Source organism: Nocardia sp. NPDC051911, from assembly GCF_040681035.1.
In the GTDB taxonomy this organism is placed as follows: Bacteria; Actinomycetota; Actinomycetes; order Mycobacteriales; family Mycobacteriaceae; genus Nocardia; species Nocardia sichangensis.
Window position 1 is genome coordinate 39206 of the sequence record NZ_JBFAXY010000010.1, and the last position, 16272, is coordinate 55477.

15 protein-coding genes are annotated in these 16272 nt (G+C 69.7%); 7 read left to right on the forward strand and 8 right to left on the reverse strand.

Annotated features, from left to right (window positions below):
- Window positions 1-309 precede the first annotated feature (309 nt).
- Window positions 310-2151: a dihydroxy-acid dehydratase gene (gene ilvD / locus AB0L97_RS14595; protein WP_364429234.1), complete on the forward strand. Its 1842-nt coding sequence runs from the start codon at window positions 310-312 to the stop codon at window positions 2149-2151.
- Between the two features lie 210 nt (window positions 2152-2361).
- Here the strand turns inward: ilvD and AB0L97_RS14600 are convergent, their stop codons facing one another.
- Window positions 2362-3243: a DoxX family protein gene (locus tag AB0L97_RS14600; RefSeq protein ID WP_355080636.1), complete on the reverse strand. Its 882-nt coding sequence runs from the start codon at window positions 3241-3243 to the stop codon at window positions 2362-2364.
- A gap of 119 nt (window positions 3244-3362) precedes the next feature.
- Here AB0L97_RS14600 and AB0L97_RS14605 point away from each other — a divergent pair, with 119 nt between their 5' ends.
- Complete coding sequence (locus AB0L97_RS14605; protein ID WP_356961177.1) at window positions 3363-4469, forward strand: PQQ-dependent sugar dehydrogenase; 1107 nt, start codon at window positions 3363-3365, stop codon at window positions 4467-4469.
- Window positions 4470-5014: 545 nt separating this feature from the next.
- On the opposite strand, the gene AB0L97_RS14610 is transcribed toward AB0L97_RS14605, so the two are convergent.
- The gene (locus AB0L97_RS14610; RefSeq protein WP_364429239.1) at window positions 5015-5902 is read right to left on the reverse strand and encodes a LysR substrate-binding domain-containing protein; all 888 of its coding nucleotides are present in this window, start codon (window positions 5900-5902) and stop codon (window positions 5015-5017) included.
- 148 nt (window positions 5903-6050) lie between these two features.
- On the opposite strand from AB0L97_RS14610, the gene AB0L97_RS14615 reads away from it, so the two are divergent.
- The 3 genes from AB0L97_RS14615 to AB0L97_RS14625 are packed head-to-tail and all read left to right on the forward strand — an operon-like array spanning window position 6051 to window position 8576.
- Window positions 6051-6923: an EamA family transporter gene (locus tag AB0L97_RS14615; RefSeq protein ID WP_364429607.1), complete on the forward strand. Its 873-nt coding sequence runs from the start codon at window positions 6051-6053 to the stop codon at window positions 6921-6923.
- A complete protein-coding gene (locus tag AB0L97_RS14620; protein WP_364429242.1) occupies window positions 6920-7579 on the forward strand; it encodes an NAD(P)H-binding protein in 660 nt (219 codons plus the stop codon). The genes AB0L97_RS14615 and AB0L97_RS14620 overlap by 4 nt, the downstream gene beginning before the upstream one ends.
- Before the next feature lie 55 nt (window positions 7580-7634).
- Window positions 7635-8576 carry a superoxide dismutase gene (locus AB0L97_RS14625; RefSeq protein WP_364429245.1) on the forward strand — a complete coding sequence of 314 codons (942 nt, stop codon included), beginning with the start codon at window positions 7635-7637 and terminating at the stop codon, window positions 8574-8576.
- On the opposite strand, the gene gatB is transcribed toward AB0L97_RS14625, so the two are convergent.
- From gatB to AB0L97_RS14655, 6 genes are all read right to left on the reverse strand, one after another.
- Window positions 8573-10078, reverse strand: coding sequence for an Asp-tRNA(Asn)/Glu-tRNA(Gln) amidotransferase subunit GatB (gene gatB, locus AB0L97_RS14630; protein ID WP_355078825.1), 1506 nt, complete (start codon window positions 10076-10078; stop codon window positions 8573-8575). The two genes, AB0L97_RS14625 and gatB, sit on opposite strands and share 4 nt — an antisense overlap.
- A gap of 64 nt (window positions 10079-10142) precedes the next feature.
- Complete coding sequence (locus AB0L97_RS14635; protein WP_364429249.1) at window positions 10143-11519, reverse strand: alpha/beta fold hydrolase; 1377 nt, start codon at window positions 11517-11519, stop codon at window positions 10143-10145.
- A gap of 37 nt (window positions 11520-11556) precedes the next feature.
- Window positions 11557-12000 (reverse strand): hypothetical protein, encoded by a 444-nt coding sequence (locus AB0L97_RS14640; protein WP_355078823.1) that lies wholly within the window; start codon window positions 11998-12000, stop codon window positions 11557-11559.
- 68 nt (window positions 12001-12068) lie between these two features.
- The gene (locus AB0L97_RS14645) at window positions 12069-12245 is read right to left on the reverse strand and encodes a hypothetical protein (protein WP_355078822.1); all 177 of its coding nucleotides are present in this window, start codon (window positions 12243-12245) and stop codon (window positions 12069-12071) included.
- Between the two features lie 11 nt (window positions 12246-12256).
- A complete protein-coding gene (locus AB0L97_RS14650) occupies window positions 12257-13291 on the reverse strand; it encodes an ATP-dependent 6-phosphofructokinase (protein WP_355078821.1) in 1035 nt (344 codons plus the stop codon).
- Between the two features lie 82 nt (window positions 13292-13373).
- Window positions 13374-14261 (reverse strand): hypothetical protein, encoded by an 888-nt coding sequence (locus tag AB0L97_RS14655; RefSeq protein WP_355078820.1) that lies wholly within the window; start codon window positions 14259-14261, stop codon window positions 13374-13376.
- A 124-nt stretch (window positions 14262-14385) separates the two neighbouring features.
- Between AB0L97_RS14655 and AB0L97_RS14660 the strand changes: the two genes are divergently transcribed.
- Complete coding sequence (locus AB0L97_RS14660) at window positions 14386-14535, forward strand: hypothetical protein (RefSeq protein ID WP_355078819.1); 150 nt, start codon at window positions 14386-14388, stop codon at window positions 14533-14535.
- A gap of 601 nt (window positions 14536-15136) precedes the next feature.
- Entirely contained in the window at window positions 15137-16264 is a 1128-nt protein-coding gene (locus AB0L97_RS14665) for a Gfo/Idh/MocA family oxidoreductase (RefSeq protein WP_364429255.1), read from the forward strand.
- The last annotated feature ends 8 nt before the right edge of the window (window positions 16265-16272 follow it).

A 16272-nucleotide genomic window follows, 5' to 3' on the forward strand; every position in this document is an offset into this window, starting at 1 on the left:
CAGTTGCCCGGCTCGAGCCCCATCGCGCCGAAGCGGAACATTCGCCGCCGTTGGGAGGTTGCGGTCGAGTGATGGGATGATTTCCCCGGAGCACTGATCCTCCTCGTCCCCACCCCGACGTTCCGGTACCTCCGGCGTCACCGTCGTCGCCCGCGACACCACGCACCGGCGACACACCCGACCCGGCCGACCGCGATGAGACGCCACACCACCCAGCAGGTGGGCACGCCCACCGGGAGTAACGTGGTGCTCCGCCGAGCACGCTCTGCGCCGTCGCACGTCAGCCCCCGCGACCCGAGGACCATCGAAATGCCACCGCTTCGTTCACGAACCACGACCATCGGCCGCAATGCCGCAGGCGCACGCGCACTCTGGCGCGCCACCGGCATGACCGACACCGACTTCGGCAAGCCGATCGTCGCCATCGCGAACTCCTACACCCAGTTCGTCCCCGGCCATGTGCATCTGAAGAACGTCGGCGAGATCGTGGCCGACGCGGTGCGCGCCGCCGGTGGCGTGCCGCGCGAATTCCACACCATCGCCGTCGACGACGGCATCGCCATGGGTCACGGCGGCATGCTCTACTCGCTGCCCTCGCGCGAGATCATCGCCGACTCCGTCGAGTACATGGTCAACGCGCACACCGCCGACGCGCTGGTCTGCATCTCCAACTGCGACAAGATCACCCCGGGCATGCTCAATGCGGCCATGCGGCTGAACATTCCGGCGGTGTTCGTCTCCGGCGGGCCGATGGAAGCGGGCAAGGCCGTCGTCGTCGGCGGGGTCGCGCAGGCGCCGACCGACCTGATCACCGCGATCTCCGCGAGCGCGAATCAGGCGGTGTCGGAGGAGGGTCTGTCCGAGGTCGAGCGCTCCGCGTGCCCGACCTGCGGTTCCTGCTCCGGCATGTTCACCGCGAACTCGATGAACTGCCTCACCGAGGCACTGGGTCTGGCGCTGCCCGGCAACGGCTCCACCCTCGCGACGCACGCCGCGCGCCGGGCGCTGTTCGAGCGGGCGGGCACCGTGGTGGTGGACATCGCCAACCGCTGGTACCGCGAGGACGACGCGTCCGTGCTGCCGCGCAACGTCGCCGACGCCAAGGCGTTCCGCAACGCGATGGCGCTGGACGTGGCGATGGGCGGTTCGACCAACACCGTGCTGCACACGCTCGCCGCCGCGCGGGAAGGCGAGGTCGACTTCGATCTGCACACCATCGAGGAGATCAGCCGCCGGGTGCCCACGCTGTCGAAGGTGTCGCCCAACTCCGACTACCACATGGAGGACGTGCACCGCGCAGGCGGCATCCCCGCGATCCTCGGCGAGCTGCGCCGGGCGGGCCTGCTGGAGACCGACGTCACCACGGTGCACACCGCGAGCCTCGACGAATGGCTCGACACCTGGGACATCCGCTCGGGCAAGGCCTCTCAGGAAGCCATCGAACTCTTCCACGCCGCCCCGGGCGGGGTGCGCACCACCGAGCCGTTCTCCACCGACAACCGCTGGTCGTCGCTGGACACCGACGCCGAGGGCGGCTGCATCCGCGACCTCGAGCACGCCTACACCAAGGAAGGCGGCCTGGTCGTGCTGCGCGGCAACATCGCGCCCGACGGCGCGGTGCTCAAGACCGCGGGCATCGACGAGGAGTTGTTCTCCTTCCAGGGCCCCGCGGTGGTGGTGGACTCGCAGGAGGAGGCCGTGTCGGTCATCCTCGGCAAGAAGATCAAGCCGGGCGACGTGATCGTGGTCCGCTATGAAGGGCCAGCGGGCGGCCCCGGCATGCAGGAGATGCTGCACCCGACCGCCTTCCTGAAAGGCTCCGGCCTCGGCAAGGAGTGCGCGCTGATCACCGACGGCCGCTTCTCCGGCGGCACTTCGGGCCTGTCGATCGGGCACATCTCCCCCGAGGCGGCCAGCGGCGGTGTCATCGGCCTGATCGAGAACGGCGACCAGATCCGCATCGACGTGACCACCCGCACGCTCGAGGTCCTCGTCGACGATGCGGCGCTCGCCGAGCGCCGCGCGAAGATGGAAGCCTCCGAACGGCCCTGGCAACCGGTCAACCGCGATCGTCCGGTGACGACCGCGCTGCGGGCGTACGCCGCGATGGCGACCTCAGCCGACAAGGGCGCTGTCCGCCACGTGCCTTAGGCTCCCCCGCCTCTCGGGGTCTCGAGGCCGTACGAGTTCGGTGCGACAGGACCTGGTCTCAGGTCCTGCGTCAGGTGGGTCACGGTTTTTGGGCGTACCCGGCGAGTTACCCATGTCCATGCGAAATCAGTTGTCAGGGGCAGCCTCAGGTGGCGAACGACGGAGGCCCTTCATCCCGTTACGGGATGAAGGGCCTCTTGTTCGTCCTGATCAGTCGAAGGGGCCGATGCCCGTCAGTGGGTTGCCGCCGTGCAGGTACCAGTACGCGCCGACCGCGGCCGCCACAGCGAGAAGCAGGATGACGAAGGAGCCGGAGGCGGGGCGGATGGCCCAGCCACGGTTGCGGTCGAAGGACAGGCGACCGGGGCCGGTCAGGATGATGACGGCCGAGACGCCCGCGAGGACGCTCTCGTATTCCACCGCTCCCGGACCGGCTTTGTACTGGAACCCGGGGGCCATGCCCTGCTTCCAGGCCCAGGCGTCCAGGATGACCGCGAGCACCGCACCGGCCGCCAGCGGAGTCAGCAGGCCGAGGATCAGCAGCGCACCGCCGCCGACCTCGCCCGCTGTCACCAGGAGGGCGGACACGCTCGGGTGGTCCCAGCCGCCGCGCTCCATCATGTCGCGGGTGCCGTCCAGGCCGGGGCCGTGGAACCAGCCGGTCAGCTTCTGCAGGCCGTGGTAGAGGAAAGTGGCGCCGACGACCAAGCGGAGCAGCAACAATCCGAGATCGAGCGTGCCGCGGCGGACCTCGCCGTTGCGGCGACGTAGACGCGCGGTGTCGCTCGGCGGGGCCGGGGCGGGTGGGATGCTGGCGTAGTCGTAGGTGGGCGCCGCTGTCGCGCCCGCAGCGGTTCTGTTCGCGCCGGTGGTGGGAACCTCGGGCTCGAGCCCGAGTTCTTCCTCGGTGCGCGGGACGTCCTTGGACAGCTGCGGCCGCTGGGCCGGATCCACCCGCTCGAACTGCTCGGTCGGCGAATCGTACGGGCTGGTCACTCCCCGACCGGTGGACGACACCGCCGCCTGCTCGGCCGTGGAAGGAGCGGCGTTCCCGGCCTCGGATTCGGGCGTGTCTTTCGGCTTGTCGGTCACGGCCAATACCCTATGCCGCACCGCACCGGGGCGGGCAAGTACAGCGCGGCGTGTCAGTGCGCGCGCGACACCCCCACCCGGAAGGGCGCGGGCGACGGAATTTCCGTAACGTCTGGGCTATGAGTTTGGTTGTCGTGGGCCGCGTCGCGGCGAGCTTGGCGCTCGGCTCCGTCCTGCTGGTCGGCTGCGCCCGGTTCGACGATTCGGCGTCCAGTCCGTTCACTCCGGAACCGACCCTGCACGGAGCCAACATCGACCCGAAGAAACCGAGCCAGCCGCCCACCTCGACCACCCGGCCGAGCGGCCCGTGCATCGATCCCGACCCCGCGGTGGTGGCCACCTGCCTGGACACCACCGGCGGCTTGGTCGCGCTTCCCGACGGCGCGCTGGTCGCCGAGCGCAGGACCGGGCGGATCCTGAAGGTGGTGCCCGACCAGCCGCCGGTCGAGATCGCCCGCCTGGACGTGGACGGCTCCGGCGACGGCGGCCTCAGCGACATCGCGCTGTCCCCGACCTACAACGAAGACGGCCTGATGTACGCGTACATCACCACCGGCAGCGACAACCGGGTGGTCCGCATCGCCGAAGGCGGCTCACCGAAGGACGTGCTCACCGGAATCCCGAAGGGCTCCAGCGGAAATCACGGCGCGATCGAATTCGCCTCGTCCGACCAGATGCTCGTGCTGACCGGCGACGCGGGCAATCCCGGCGCGGCCGCCTCGGCCGGCTCCCTCGCGGGCAAGCTGCTGCGCGTGAACTCCCCGGTGCCCGGCCGCACACTCACGCCGGAAGTCGCCGTCTCGGGCATCGGGACCGCCGGGGACGTGTGCCGGGACAGCAAGGACAGCATCTGGATCACCGACCGCACCGCCGCCGAGGACCGGCTGCAGCGACTCGGCGGCGATGGCGTGGTCACCACCATGTGGACCTGGCCGGATCGGCCCGGCGTCGCCGGGTGCGCCGCCGCCTCGGACGGTGTCGCGATCTCGATGACCCGCGCGAAGGCCCTCGCCATCGCCGCCGCCGACCCCACCACCCACGCGGTCACCGCGACGCCGACGCTGACCGCGCAGGACAAGTACGGGCAACTCGGCGGCGCGGCGGTCGGCGCCGACGGAACCATCTGGGTGACCACGGTGAACAAGACCGACGGCCAGCCGGGACCGTTCGACGACCGCGTCGTCCGCATCCCGCCGCCCCAGGCCGGAGGCGGCGGACCGGACTGAGTTGTCGGCCGCGACTTCGTCGCGGCGCCGTTCGCGGCCCCCTCTTGGCTCGCGTCCGAGCGACCGCCGCTGGCGACTGCGTCGCGGACACGGCGGCCGCTCGGACGCGAGCCGGGCCGCGAACGGCGCATGCTCGGTCTCGCTTCGCTCGAAACCCGTGGTCGAGGTGCGCTGGGCGCGGACGGCGGTAACCGCGTGGCCTCAGGCTCCGCCTTGGCAAGATGTGCTGGGCCCGCGCTGCGGTAACCGTGCGATCTGAGGCTTTGCCTCGGCCAGTGGGCGGTGGCTGCCGCTCACTCTTTCCGCACGAACGAACAGCCGCCCCCAACTGAGCCGAGCGCGCAACGGCATGCGCGCCGATCTCGCTGTCGGAACCGGCGCCGACCGCCCTCGGAAGCGACGGACGGACCCAGGTTTTCGCTCGTGCCACTCGACACCGACACATCCGGCAGAGTCCGATCAGGTCAGGGGGCGAAGAAGGTCAGGATGTCACTCCACAGCATCTCTCCCGGTGCGGCGCTCGGGCCGAAATGAGGCGAGATTCTTCAGGAGTCGTCCGAGGTCTGCGCGGCGATGCCGAGAACGGTGAGGAACGCGGTGGCCGCCGGTGTGCGGCTGCGGCTCCAGATGACGTATTCGACTCGGGCGGGGGCGTCGGTGACCTCGATGGTGGTCACGCCCTCTAGTTGGGGCACGTAAGTGGACGGGAGCATGGCGATGGCGAGGCCGGGGCGGACGAGTCGGGCGATGTAGTCCGCGCTGGTCACTTCGAAAGCGACGTCGCGGTCCAGACCGGCGGCAGTGAAGGCTTGGTCGGACTGGAGACGTCCCGCGGTCCCGGCCGGGAGATCCACGAAGACCTCGGCGGACAGCGTGCGCAGGTCGATCGACCGCTCTCCGGCGAGCGGATGGTCCAGCGCGACGACGGCTACGTGCCGGTCGCGGGCGAGTTCGTGCGCGACCACGCCTCGGGGTCGTGCCGTCGTCGGCAATCCGAGGAATGCGACATCGATGGCTCCTTGCTCGACCTTCTCCACCAGCTCCTCGCTCGCACCCACGCGCAGGCTGATGCGCACGTGCGGGTGGCGGCGGCGGAAATCGCGCAGCGCCTCCGGGATGTCCACCGCGGCGACGGTGGGGATCAGCCCGACGGCGAGCCGCCCGCGCACCTCGCCGACCGCCGCGGCCACCTCGGCGGCGGCGCGCTCGGCGGCGTCGAGGCACTGCCGGGCGGCGGGGAGGAACGCCGCGCCGGCCGGTGTGAGGCGCACCCGGCGGCTGGTGCGCTCGAAGAGTCGCGCGCCCAATTCCCGTTCCAGACGTGCGATCTGATGGCTGAGGGCGGACTGCACGACGAGGCATCGTTCGGCGGCCCGGGTGAAGCTGTTCGTCTCGGCCACGGCGATGACGTAGCGCATCTGCTGGAGCTCCATGGATTGATCTTTGAACACGATTGATGAATTGACAAACATGTGTTGGACTCATTGATCACTTCCGCGCGAGACTGCGAAGGTGAAAAGTCCAGCAACACAGGCGGTTTTCGGCGGAACTGCGCCACTGGGAACCCTGCCGCGCACCGTCCTGACGGCGCTCGCTCCCGCGTCATGGGGCACCACCTATGTCGTCACCACCGAGCTGCTCCCACCGGGACACCCGCTGTTCGCCGGTCTCCTGCGGGCCTTGCCTGCGGGTCTGATCGCGCTGGCGATCACGCGGACGCTGCCGCGCGGAGCCTGGTGGGGCAAAGCCGCGGTGCTGGGTGTGCTCAACATCGGGCTGCTGTTCCCGATGCTGTTCCTCGCCGCCGAACGCTTGCCGGGCGGCGTGGCCGCGACCTTGGCGGCGGCCCAGCCGCTCGTCGTGGCCGTCTTGGCCGTGGTGATCTTGGGCGAAAGCCCCTCCGCTTGGCGCCTGGTCTGGGGAGCGATAGGCCTTGTCGGCGTCGGCTTGGTGGTGATCGGGCCGGACGCGGCCTTGGACCTCATCGGGGTTGTCGCCGGTCTTGCCGCCGCGGCTTCCATGGCGCTCGGCCTGACCCTCACGAAGAAGTGGGGGCGGCCTGCCGAGGCCGGTCCCACGGCGTTCGCGGGCTGGCAACTCACCGCCGGTGGGCTGTTCCTGCTGCCTCTCACGTTCTTCGTCGAAGGGCCGCCTCCCGCGATCGACCCGCCCGCCGTTCTCGGATACCTATGGCTGGGGCTGGTCGGGGGTCTGCTCGCGTATGTCCTGTGGTTCCGCGGCATCGGCTCCTTGCCCGTCACCTCCGTCGCGGTTCTGGTTCTGCTCTCGCCGCTGGTCGCGGCGGTTCTCGGCGCCGTTCTGCTCGGCCAGACACTAGGCCCGGTCCAACTCGCGGGGTTCGGGCTCGCGCTCGCCGCGATCGTCGCGGGACAGCTTCCCGCGCCCACCCGCTTCTCCGCTCCTCTCGCAGCACCCGAAGGGATATCGAAATGAAGATCGCCGTTGTCGGAGCCGCAGGCATGGTCGGCTCGTGCGTCGTCGACGAGGCCGCCGGCCGCGGCCACGAGATCGTCGCCGTCTTCCGGACAGGGCCGCGGATCGCCCTGCCGCCCATGGTGACCGTTGTCGAGGGCGACGCGAACGACAGGGTCCTTATGAGCGAATTGTTCGACGGCGCCGACGCTATCGTGGCCGCGACCCGTGCGGCCGCTGGGCAGGAACACACCGTCACGACGACTACAACAGCCCTGCTCGACGCGGCCGCGGCCACCGGGACGCGCATCCTCGTCGTCGGCGGCGCCGCGCCGCTACGGGTTCCGGGACACCCCGAGCAGCTGGTACTCGACAGTCCGGAATACGTACCGGCGTCGATCCGCACCATCGCCGCCGCGAGCGTCGCGCAATGGGAGACCTGCCGGGCGCATCCGGCCGACTCGGTCTATCTCAGCCCACCCGCCCTCCTCGAACCCGGACAACGCACCGGGAAGTACCGGCGGGGCACCACGACGCTCATCACCAGCGCTGACGGCACGTCCCGGATCTCGGCGGAAGACCTTGCCGTAGCCGTCCTGGACGAGCTCGAAAATCCCTGCGGGAATGGTCATTTCACGGTCGGTTACGGAGACGTCGAAACGCTCGGCACTCCCTGAACGTCTCGGCCCGATGCCGCAGGCCCCGCGACCACCGAAACAGAGGAGCAATGAGATGAAGCGAGTCCTGGCGATCTCGGCCGCGCTCGGCTGTCTCGGCGTCGCGGCGTCGGCGCCCGGGGACCGGACGGCGGCATACCCTCCGGTCCTCGCCGCCGGGATCGACCTGCCCGCCGGGTTCCAGCCGGAAGGCATCGCCATCGGTTCACGGCCGGTGGCCTACTTCGGTTCGCGAGTCGACGGCTCCATCTACCGCGCCGACCTGGTGACCGGGCGAGGCGAGATCCTGAGCCAGGGGCCGGGGACGCCCGCGCTCGGACTCCAGGTCGACCACCACGGTCGGCTGTTCGTCGCCGGTGGCACCGGAGGCGACGCACGCGTCGTGGACACCGGCACGGGCGCGGTATTGGCGAGCTACCCCCTCGGCATCTCGCCGGACACGTTCGTCAACGATGTCGTGCTCACGCCCACGGGCGCGTGGTTCACCGACTCGCGCACGCCCGTGCTCTACCATCTGCCCGTCGGTGACCAGGACGCTCTGCCCTCACCCACGGCGGTGGTGCGACGCCCGTTGACCGGCGACATCCGCTACGAGCCCGGAGCGATCAACGCCAACGGGATCGTGCGCACACCCGACGGCACCGGCTTGATCATCATGCAGTCGGTGACCGGCCGGTTGTTCCGCGTCGACCCGGCGACGGGCACGACGCGGCGGATCGACCTCGGCGCCGAGACGCTGCCCAACGGGGACGGACTGCTGCTGCGCGGCGACACACTTCTGGTCGTGCAGAACCGGTCCAACACGATCGCGGTGGTCGCGCTCGACCACGCGGGCATTACAGGATCGGTCGTAGGACGCGTCACGGACCCGCGCTTCGACGTACCGACCACCGTCGCGGCGTACGAGGAGCGGCTCTACCTGCCGAACGCGCGCTACACCACGCCACCGACCCCGACCACGTCATACAGCGCGGTCGGGGTCGACCGCCGAACCTAGCTGCAGGCAGCCAGGACCAGTTCGCGGACGCGCGCCGCGTCGGCCTGACCGCGGGTCGCCTTCATGACGTCGCCGACGATCTTGCCCGCGGCCTGCACCTTGCCGGAGCGGATCTTGTCGGCGATGTCGGGATTCGCGGCCAGGGCCTTCTCCACCTCCGACTGCAAGGCGCTGTCGTCGCTGACCATGCCGAGGCCCTTGGCCTCGACGATCTGCGCCGGGTCGCCCTCGCCTGCCAGCACGTGGTCGACGACCTGCTTGGCCACCTTGTTGTTGATCGTCTTCGCGTCGACCAGCTTGATCACCTCGGCGACCTGGGCCGGGCTGATCGGCAGCTCCTCCAGCGCGACCTCGCGCTCCTTGGCCTTCTCGGTGAGGTAGGCGACCCACCAGGAGCGCGCCTCGTTGGCCGGTGCGCCCGCGTCGACGGTGGCGATGATCAGGTCCAGCGCGCCCGCGTTGACCAGGTCGCGCATCACCTCGTCGGACAGGCCCCAGTCGGACTGGATGCGCGCGCGGCGCAGCCAGGGGTACTCGGGGATCGTGCCGCGCAACTGCTCGACCCACTCCGCCGCGGGCGCGACGGGCTCGAGGTCCGGCTCGGGGAAGTAGCGGTAGTCCTCGGCGGTCTCCTTGCGGCGACCGGGCGAAGTGGTGCCGTCGGCCTCGTGGAAGTGCCTGGTCTCCTGGACTATCGTGCCGCCGCCCGCGAGCACAGCGGCCTGCCTGCGCATCTCGAAGCGCACCGCGACCTCGACGCTGCGCAGCGAGTTGACGTTCTTGGTCTCCGTGCGGGTGCCGAATTCCGTTGCGCCGATGGGCATCAGGGAGACGTTCGCGTCGCAGCGCAGCGAACCCTGCTCCATCTTCACGTCGGACACCCCGAGCGACTTCAGCAGATCCCGCAGCGCTGTCACGTACGCCCGCGCCACCTCGGGGGCGCGCTCCCCCGCGCCGGTGATCGGCTTGGTGACGATCTCGATCAGCGGCACCCCCGCCCGGTTGTAATCGAGCAGGGAGTGGCTCGCGCCGTGGATGCGGCCGGTCGCACCGCCGATGTGCACCGACTTGCCGGTGTCCTCCTCCATGTGCGCGCGCTCGATGTCGACACGGAAGATGCTGCCGTCGTCGAGCACCACGTCCAGGTGCCCGTTCGTGGCGATCGGCTCGTCGTACTGGCTGATCTGGTAGTTCTTCGGCTGATCGGGGTAGAAGTAGTTCTTCCGCGCGAACCGGCCCCACGGCGTGATCGAGCAGTTCAGCGCCAGCCCGATCCGGATGGCCGATTCGACGGCCTTCTGGTTGACCACCGGGAGCGAACCGGGCAAGCCGAGGCACACGGGGCACACCTGGGTGTTCGGCTCGGCGCCGAACTCGGTCGGGCAACCGCAGAACATCTTCGTCGCGGTGTTCAGCTCGACGTGGACCTCCATGCCGAGCACCGGCTCGAACCGGGCGATGACATCCGAGTAATCCATCAGGTCGACCGTGGGTGCGCTCATGGCCATCAGTTTAGGTAAGCGCTCCCGTCGCAGCGCAGCGGCTCTCGCGTCCCGCGGCGCGGTGTTACTTCACCGGGACCCGCTGCCGCAGCCAGCCGGTGACGTAGTCGAGCACCTCGGGAGAAATGGTCGTTTCGATGGCGCCGTACTCGCGGGGAAGGCCGGTCTCGGTGTGCTGCATCAGGTGGTTGAGACCCGGGAAGACGTGAACGGTCGCATCGGGATCGGCGGCGAGGTGGTCGCGCATCGGCTGCTCGCTCTGCGCCGGGGGCACCTGGAGATCCTTGCCGCCGAAGAACGCGAACACCGGAATCCGCAGGGCGGAGAGCGCGGGCGCCGGATCGTAGGCGACCAGGGCGGCCAGATACGGCGTGATCTGCGCGGCCGCCTGATCGTCGGGCACGCGCTGGTCGGCGGGCAGGGCCTGGTTCTGCCGAACGGCCAGTTGTCTCGCTCCGTCGAGGTCGCCCGCCTTCAGCAGGGCGGACAGTTCGGCCATGTCGCGGACCTGGGTCTCCACCTGGTCGGGAGGTGTTCCGTTCGCGGTGGCGAGCAAGCGGGTCTGTTCGACGAGCACGTCCGAGCCAGGGACGCCGGGTCCGGCCATCAGGACGGCGAACGCGACGCCGCTGTCGGGGCGCGCGGCGACCAGCGGCGCGAGGTAGCCGCCCTCGCTGTGGCCGAAGAGCCCGACCCGCGCCGGGTCGATCTCGGAGCGGGCCCGCAAGAAGCGGACGCCCGCGGCGGCGTCCTCGGCCAGGTCGGTGTAGTTCGCGTCGTCCAGCTTGCCGCCGGTGCCACCGACGCCTCGGTCGTCGGTGCGCAGCACGGCGTAGCCCGCGCGGGTGAAGGTGTCGGCCAGCAGCAGGAACGGCTTGTGCCCCATCAGTTCCTCGTCGCGGTTCTGGGCGCCGCTTCCGGTGATCATGAGGATGGCCGGGAACGGGCCAGGGCCCTGCGGTTCGGTCAACGTGCCCGCGATAGTGATGCCGCCGTTGCCGTAGGTGACATCCTCGGTCTTGTACGGGAACGGTGGCTTCGGTTCCTGCGGATGGGCCGGCGGTACGACCTTGCCCCGGCTCAGCGCCAGCGGGAATTTCTGCCCCGCCTGGGTGAGATCTCCGGTGATCCGGTCGGTTCCGGACTCGTACTTGCCGTGGAACACCGGATCGCCAGGGACGTCGGGGACCGCGAAAGACACGCCGTTGCGGTCGGTGCTGACGTCTTTGAGTTGCACGCCGCTCATGCCCTGCGCCGGGATGTCGACGGTGGCCGTGCCGTCGTCGTGGAAACTCACGCCGACCTGCACCGGCTGGCCGGGGACCTCGACGGCGCCGTGCCAGTCACCCGTGGTCGGCTCGGGCGGATTCGACTCCGAGCACCCGGCCGCCACTGCCGTGATCACCAACAGTGCCAACGCGATCAGTCGCCCACTGCGCATGCGACTCACAGTACCGACGACGCGGGCCGGCCCCGGCCTATTCGCCGCGCGCGTACCGCACGGCCGCGGCGATCTCCGCCATGTCGAGTCGCGGACTCGGATCCCGTTCCTGCACCTCGCGGAACTCCAGCAACGCGTCCTCGACGGTGCTGCGCCGCGCCAGCCGCACCAGTTCGCGACGCGCATACTCCCCCAGCGGAACACCCGCGGAGCGAGCGCGGCGACCCAGAACGTCGAGCGCCTCGATCGAAAGGTCGTACCGCCGTACCAGAGCCACCGCGTCATCATCTATTTGCGGGGCCAGGTCGCGTCCTTCGGACTCCAAGAACTCGACGACCGCGTCGTCCGCCGTGCGTCGACCGGCCAGCGCGACCAGCTCGCGCCCGATGTACCGCGACAGCGGCAACCCGGCCGCGCGCGCTCGGCGGCGCAGGACGTCGACGGCGGTATCCGGCAGATCGTGCACAGGGAGTTCGGCCATACCGGCCAGCGTATCCGGACATATGCACATCCGCGTCGAAGCGACCGGCGCGGTCGCCCCGGAGACGATCACCACGCCTCGAGGCCCTCATCGAGCCGATCTCGGCCGAACATCGCGTCCACCTGATCACGTTCCTCAGCGCTGCTACCGGCGCGGGGTAGCCGGGCAAGCCGTCGCTTCAGTTCGACGGTATGGATCCCCGACAGCGGCGGTAACCACAGCTCACCGCTGAGTTCATCTGCCATATGCGACGCCCTTAACCGAAGAACGCCTCCGCCTCGCGGTAGCGCTCCGAAGGCACCCGCTTGAGCTGCTTGGTGGCCTCCGACAGCGGGACCAGGTCGATGGTGGTGCCGTGCAACGCGACCATCTGGCCGAACTTGCCCGCGTGCACCGCCTCGGCGGCGTGCAGGCCGAAGCGCGTGGCCAGCACCCGGTCGTAGGGCGTGGGGCTGCCGCCGCGCTGCACGTGACCGAGCACGGTGGTGCGGACCTCTTTGCCGATGCGCCGCTCGATCTCCACGCCGAGCTGCTGGGCGACGCCGGTGAACCGCTCGTGGCCGAACTCGTCGATGCCGCCCTCGCGCAAGGTGAACCCGGAGTCCGGCGCGGGGTGCGATCCCTCGGCGACGACGCAGATGAAGTGCTTGTCACCGCGCTGGAAACGCCGCTTGATCATGGCGCACACCTCGTCGACCTCGAAGGGGACCTCCGGCACGAGCGTCAGATGGGCGCCCGCCGCCATGCCGGCGCCGACCGCGATCCAGCCCGCGTGGCGGCCCATCACCTCGATGAGCATGACGCGCTGGTGCGATTCGGCGGTGGTGTGCAGCCGGTCGATCGCCTCGGTGGCGATGTTCAAGGCGGTGTCGTGGCCGAAAGTGACGTCGGTGCAATCGATGTCGTTGTCGATGGTCTTCGGGACGCCGACCACCGGTACGCCTTCGTCGGACAACCAGCTCGCGGCGGTGAGCGTGCCCTCGCCGCCGATCGGGATCAGGGCTTCGATGCCGTTGTCGTCCAGGGTCTGCTTGATCCGGCCGAGGCCCGCGCGCAGCACGTCGGGGTTGGTGCGGGCGGTGCCGAGGATGGTGCCGCCCTTGGTGAGGATCCGGTCGGTGCGGTCGTCGTTGCGGATCTGGATCTTTCGGTCCTCCAATAGGCCGCGCCAACCGTCCTCGAAGCCGACGATCGCGTCTCCGTAACGGCCGTTCGCGGTGCGAACGACGGCGCGGATGACCGCGTTCAGTCCTGGGCAGTCTCCGCCTCCGGTCAGAACTCCGATGCGCATGGCCGCTATCTTGCCCCCCATGTCCGATCTCGGCAGCCCCGCCCCCGTGAACGTCGCGTAACACTGACCTGGACAGATGACCTCACGCGGCCGCGCAATGACCCCCGGCCAGCTCGCCGAGATGCTGGGAGACGACGGTGGCCAGTTTGTCCAGAACGTTCATGCCGTCGCTGAGCGATCCCGACTCCGGCTGCACCGCGACCGCGATCGCGATCTGCCCCGAGGGGACGTTGATGATCCCGAACTGCCGCACCAGGTAGTTGCCCGACACGTCCGGCCCCCAGCCGCCCTTGAACTCGGCGCCGCCGAACTCGCCGAGACCCCAGCGCTGGCTGGCGATGACCTGTTCCATCAGCGAAGTAACGCGGTCGGTCTGGGGCAGACACGGCAAATGTGAAGCGAACCGCACCTGGTCGATCAGCGACCACTCCGCCTGACCGAAGGCCGAGTGTTCGGCACGGGCACGGGTGGCGGGCACGACGGTCTTGCTGTCCCCACCTTCGCGCAGCACCGCCTGCACGGCCTGCGCCGCCTCCTGCGGCGTGCCCAGCGACTGCCACAGCACGTCGGCGGCGGCGTTGTCGGATTGCGTGATCGCGGCCGACGCGGCGTAGTTCGAGCTGCTCGGACTGCGCCGCAGCGCGGCGACGGTCAGCGGCACCTTCATCGTCGACCAGGCCGGACCGCTGGTCCATTCGCCGAAGGTGATCGGCTGCTCGCCGCCGACCGGCACGATGGCCATGCCCATCTTCCCGCGCACGCCCGCGGCGAGCTCGGCATAGCTCGCTGCCAAGGTGCCCGGCACGATGATGGACAGGCCCTTCTGGTCGGTGCGTGCCGCGGCCTCGGTGATGGTCGGCTCGCTCGACGAATCCTCGGCGCGGTTGGTACTACACCCGGCTACCAGAGCCGCGGCAAGCGCCGCACAACCCAGGACGTTTCGAACTCTGCGGAATCGATCAGTAGACATTTTCGGCACATTCTTCTCGCGAACTCCCCCGGCTCGCCGACCGGCGACCGCGACGACAGGGGCGCGGCCTCGGGTCGACTGACTCTTGTCTCCCCGCCAGATGACGACGGCGCGGTCAACAAGCATGGACACCTCCACCTACCCGCCCGATGTCGCCGAGCGGCCGGGTTCGGAACCGACGTTCGCCGTCGGCCTCACCCGAGAACTGCTTCTCGTTATCCCGGAGAACGTACTAGATGAATTGATTACGCCCCAGTTCACCGAAAACCTCTGACCGCCACGGCCACTGCCGAACAGGTCTGCGCACCCCGGTCGCGCTCAATAGCATTCGAGTATTACCGCAGGACTTTTTGGGTGCCGGAGGTATGCCCCCGAGGGCAAGGCTTCCCGCGAGCGCGTTTGGCGGGCTTCACCACGAGATGCACCCGCCTTGGCGGAAAGCACATCGAGGCGGTCGACGCAAGCCCTCCTCGTCGTCGTCGGAGGGCCGCACCAGCGGCGACATCCGCCGCGCGGCGGGCGAGGCCGCAACGACCACCGCCATGCCGTTCGGCAGCCACGATCGGATCGAGCCCGGCCGACGCTCCCCGCCGCAAGCACGGTCACCGCCGATTCGCCAGAGTGACGCCACTGCCCGGACGTGATCTTCCGATCCGCGGGCATTCCCGCGCCAGACCACCCCGGAGCATCGCCGTTCCGATCCAGCGCAAATGTCTAGCACACTTATTCGCAATCTCTCAGCAATCACCACTGGAGCAGGAGGGGCGCACTCTCCAGTCGGCGTCGAAATTTTTTACCTATCGGTACATTATTGGTTGCCGCGCGGCCGTAGCGCGCCTAGTTTACTACCAAACGGTACAGAACTAGGAGTCCTCATGACCGGTAGCACCACCCCGCTCGGTGTCGGCGTCGTCGGCGCGAATCCCACCGGAAGCTGGGCCGCCGCGACCCACCTGCCCGCGCTGGCCGCACTGCCCGAGTTCCGCGTCGCGGCGGTGGCGACGACCAACCCCGCCTCGGCCGCCGCCGCGGCCGAGGCCACCGGCGCCACGCACGCGTTCACCGACGCGGCCGAGTTGGCCGCGCATCCCGAGGTGGACCTGGTTGTGGCGACAGTGAAGTCACCGGGGCACGCCGCGGTGGTGCGCGCGGCGCTCGCGGCGGGCAAGCACGTCGTCTGCGAGTGGCCGATGGGCGCGAGCGCGGCCGAGAGCGCCGAGCTGACCGCGGCGGCGACAGCGGCGGATGTAGTGCACGCGGTGGTCTTGCAGGGCTACCACTCGCCGTCGGTGAACTTCGTCCGCGATCTGCTCGCGGCGGGCCGGATCGGCGCCGTTTCCGCGGTCACCGTCATCGCCGCCGGAGATCCGTTCGGCGGCGGTTCGATTCGGCCGGAATTGGCTTGGACCACCGATCCCGCCCAGGGCACCGGTCTGCTGACGATCATGGCCGGGCACGTGCTCGCGGTGCTCGAACACCTGGCCGGTGAACTCGCCGAAGTGTCCGCCGTCGTCGCCACACCGCACGACGAATTGACCGTCGTCGGCACCGGCCGGACCGTCCCGAATCGGCAGCCGGAGCAGTTGGTCCTGGCCGGTCGCCTGAAGAGCGGCGCGGTCGCCGCGGTGACCGTGCACGGCGGAAACGCGGACGCTCCGTCCGGATTCGCGCTGCACATTCGCGGTACGGAGGGGGCTCTTGCGATCAGCCCGGTGCAGGCCGGGATGTATCCGCACTGGGCCGACTGGCGCATCGAACTGCGCACCGATCAGGGGTTGATCAGCGAACTCCCGGTCCCGGAGCGCTACCGCCTGGTGCCGTCCACACTGCCCCCAGGTCCCGTCGCCCACGTCGCGGGCGTCTACCGCGAGACCGCGAGCGCCATCGCCGAGGGCAGGACCGCTCGGCCCGACTTCACCGTGGGCCTGCGCCAGCGCCGCCTCGTCGACGCCATCGCCGAAGCCGCGGAAACCGGTGTGCGCAGACCGGTCGGCGACCTGTGAGCGCGCAC

Excerpts from the sequence above, each read along its gene's own strand:
- ilvD (WP_364429234.1), top strand. The coding sequence starts at position 310 with ATGCCACCGCTTCGTTCACGAACCACGACCATCGGCCGCAATGCCGCA.
- AB0L97_RS14605 (WP_356961177.1), top strand. The coding sequence starts at position 3,363 with ATGAGTTTGGTTGTCGTGGGCCGCGTCGCGGCGAGCTTGGCGCTCGGC.
- AB0L97_RS14610 (WP_364429239.1), bottom strand. The coding sequence starts at position 5,902 with ATGGAGCTCCAGCAGATGCGCTACGTCATCGCCGTGGCCGAGACGAAC.
- AB0L97_RS14620 (WP_364429242.1), top strand. The coding sequence starts at position 6,920 with ATGAAGATCGCCGTTGTCGGAGCCGCAGGCATGGTCGGCTCGTGCGTC.
- AB0L97_RS14625 (WP_364429245.1), top strand. The coding sequence starts at position 7,635 with ATGAAGCGAGTCCTGGCGATCTCGGCCGCGCTCGGCTGTCTCGGCGTC.
- gatB (WP_355078825.1), bottom strand. The coding sequence starts at position 10,078 with ATGAGCGCACCCACGGTCGACCTGATGGATTACTCGGATGTCATCGCC.
- AB0L97_RS14635 (WP_364429249.1), bottom strand. The coding sequence starts at position 11,519 with ATGCGCAGTGGGCGACTGATCGCGTTGGCACTGTTGGTGATCACGGCA.
- AB0L97_RS14640 (WP_355078823.1), bottom strand. The coding sequence starts at position 12,000 with ATGGCCGAACTCCCTGTGCACGATCTGCCGGATACCGCCGTCGACGTC.
- AB0L97_RS14645 (WP_355078822.1), bottom strand. The coding sequence starts at position 12,245 with ATGGCAGATGAACTCAGCGGTGAGCTGTGGTTACCGCCGCTGTCGGGG.
- AB0L97_RS14650 (WP_355078821.1), bottom strand. The coding sequence starts at position 13,291 with ATGCGCATCGGAGTTCTGACCGGAGGCGGAGACTGCCCAGGACTGAAC.
- AB0L97_RS14655 (WP_355078820.1), bottom strand. The coding sequence starts at position 14,261 with ATGTCTACTGATCGATTCCGCAGAGTTCGAAACGTCCTGGGTTGTGCG.
- AB0L97_RS14660 (WP_355078819.1), top strand. The coding sequence starts at position 14,386 with ATGGACACCTCCACCTACCCGCCCGATGTCGCCGAGCGGCCGGGTTCG.
- AB0L97_RS14665 (WP_364429255.1), top strand. The coding sequence starts at position 15,137 with ATGACCGGTAGCACCACCCCGCTCGGTGTCGGCGTCGTCGGCGCGAAT.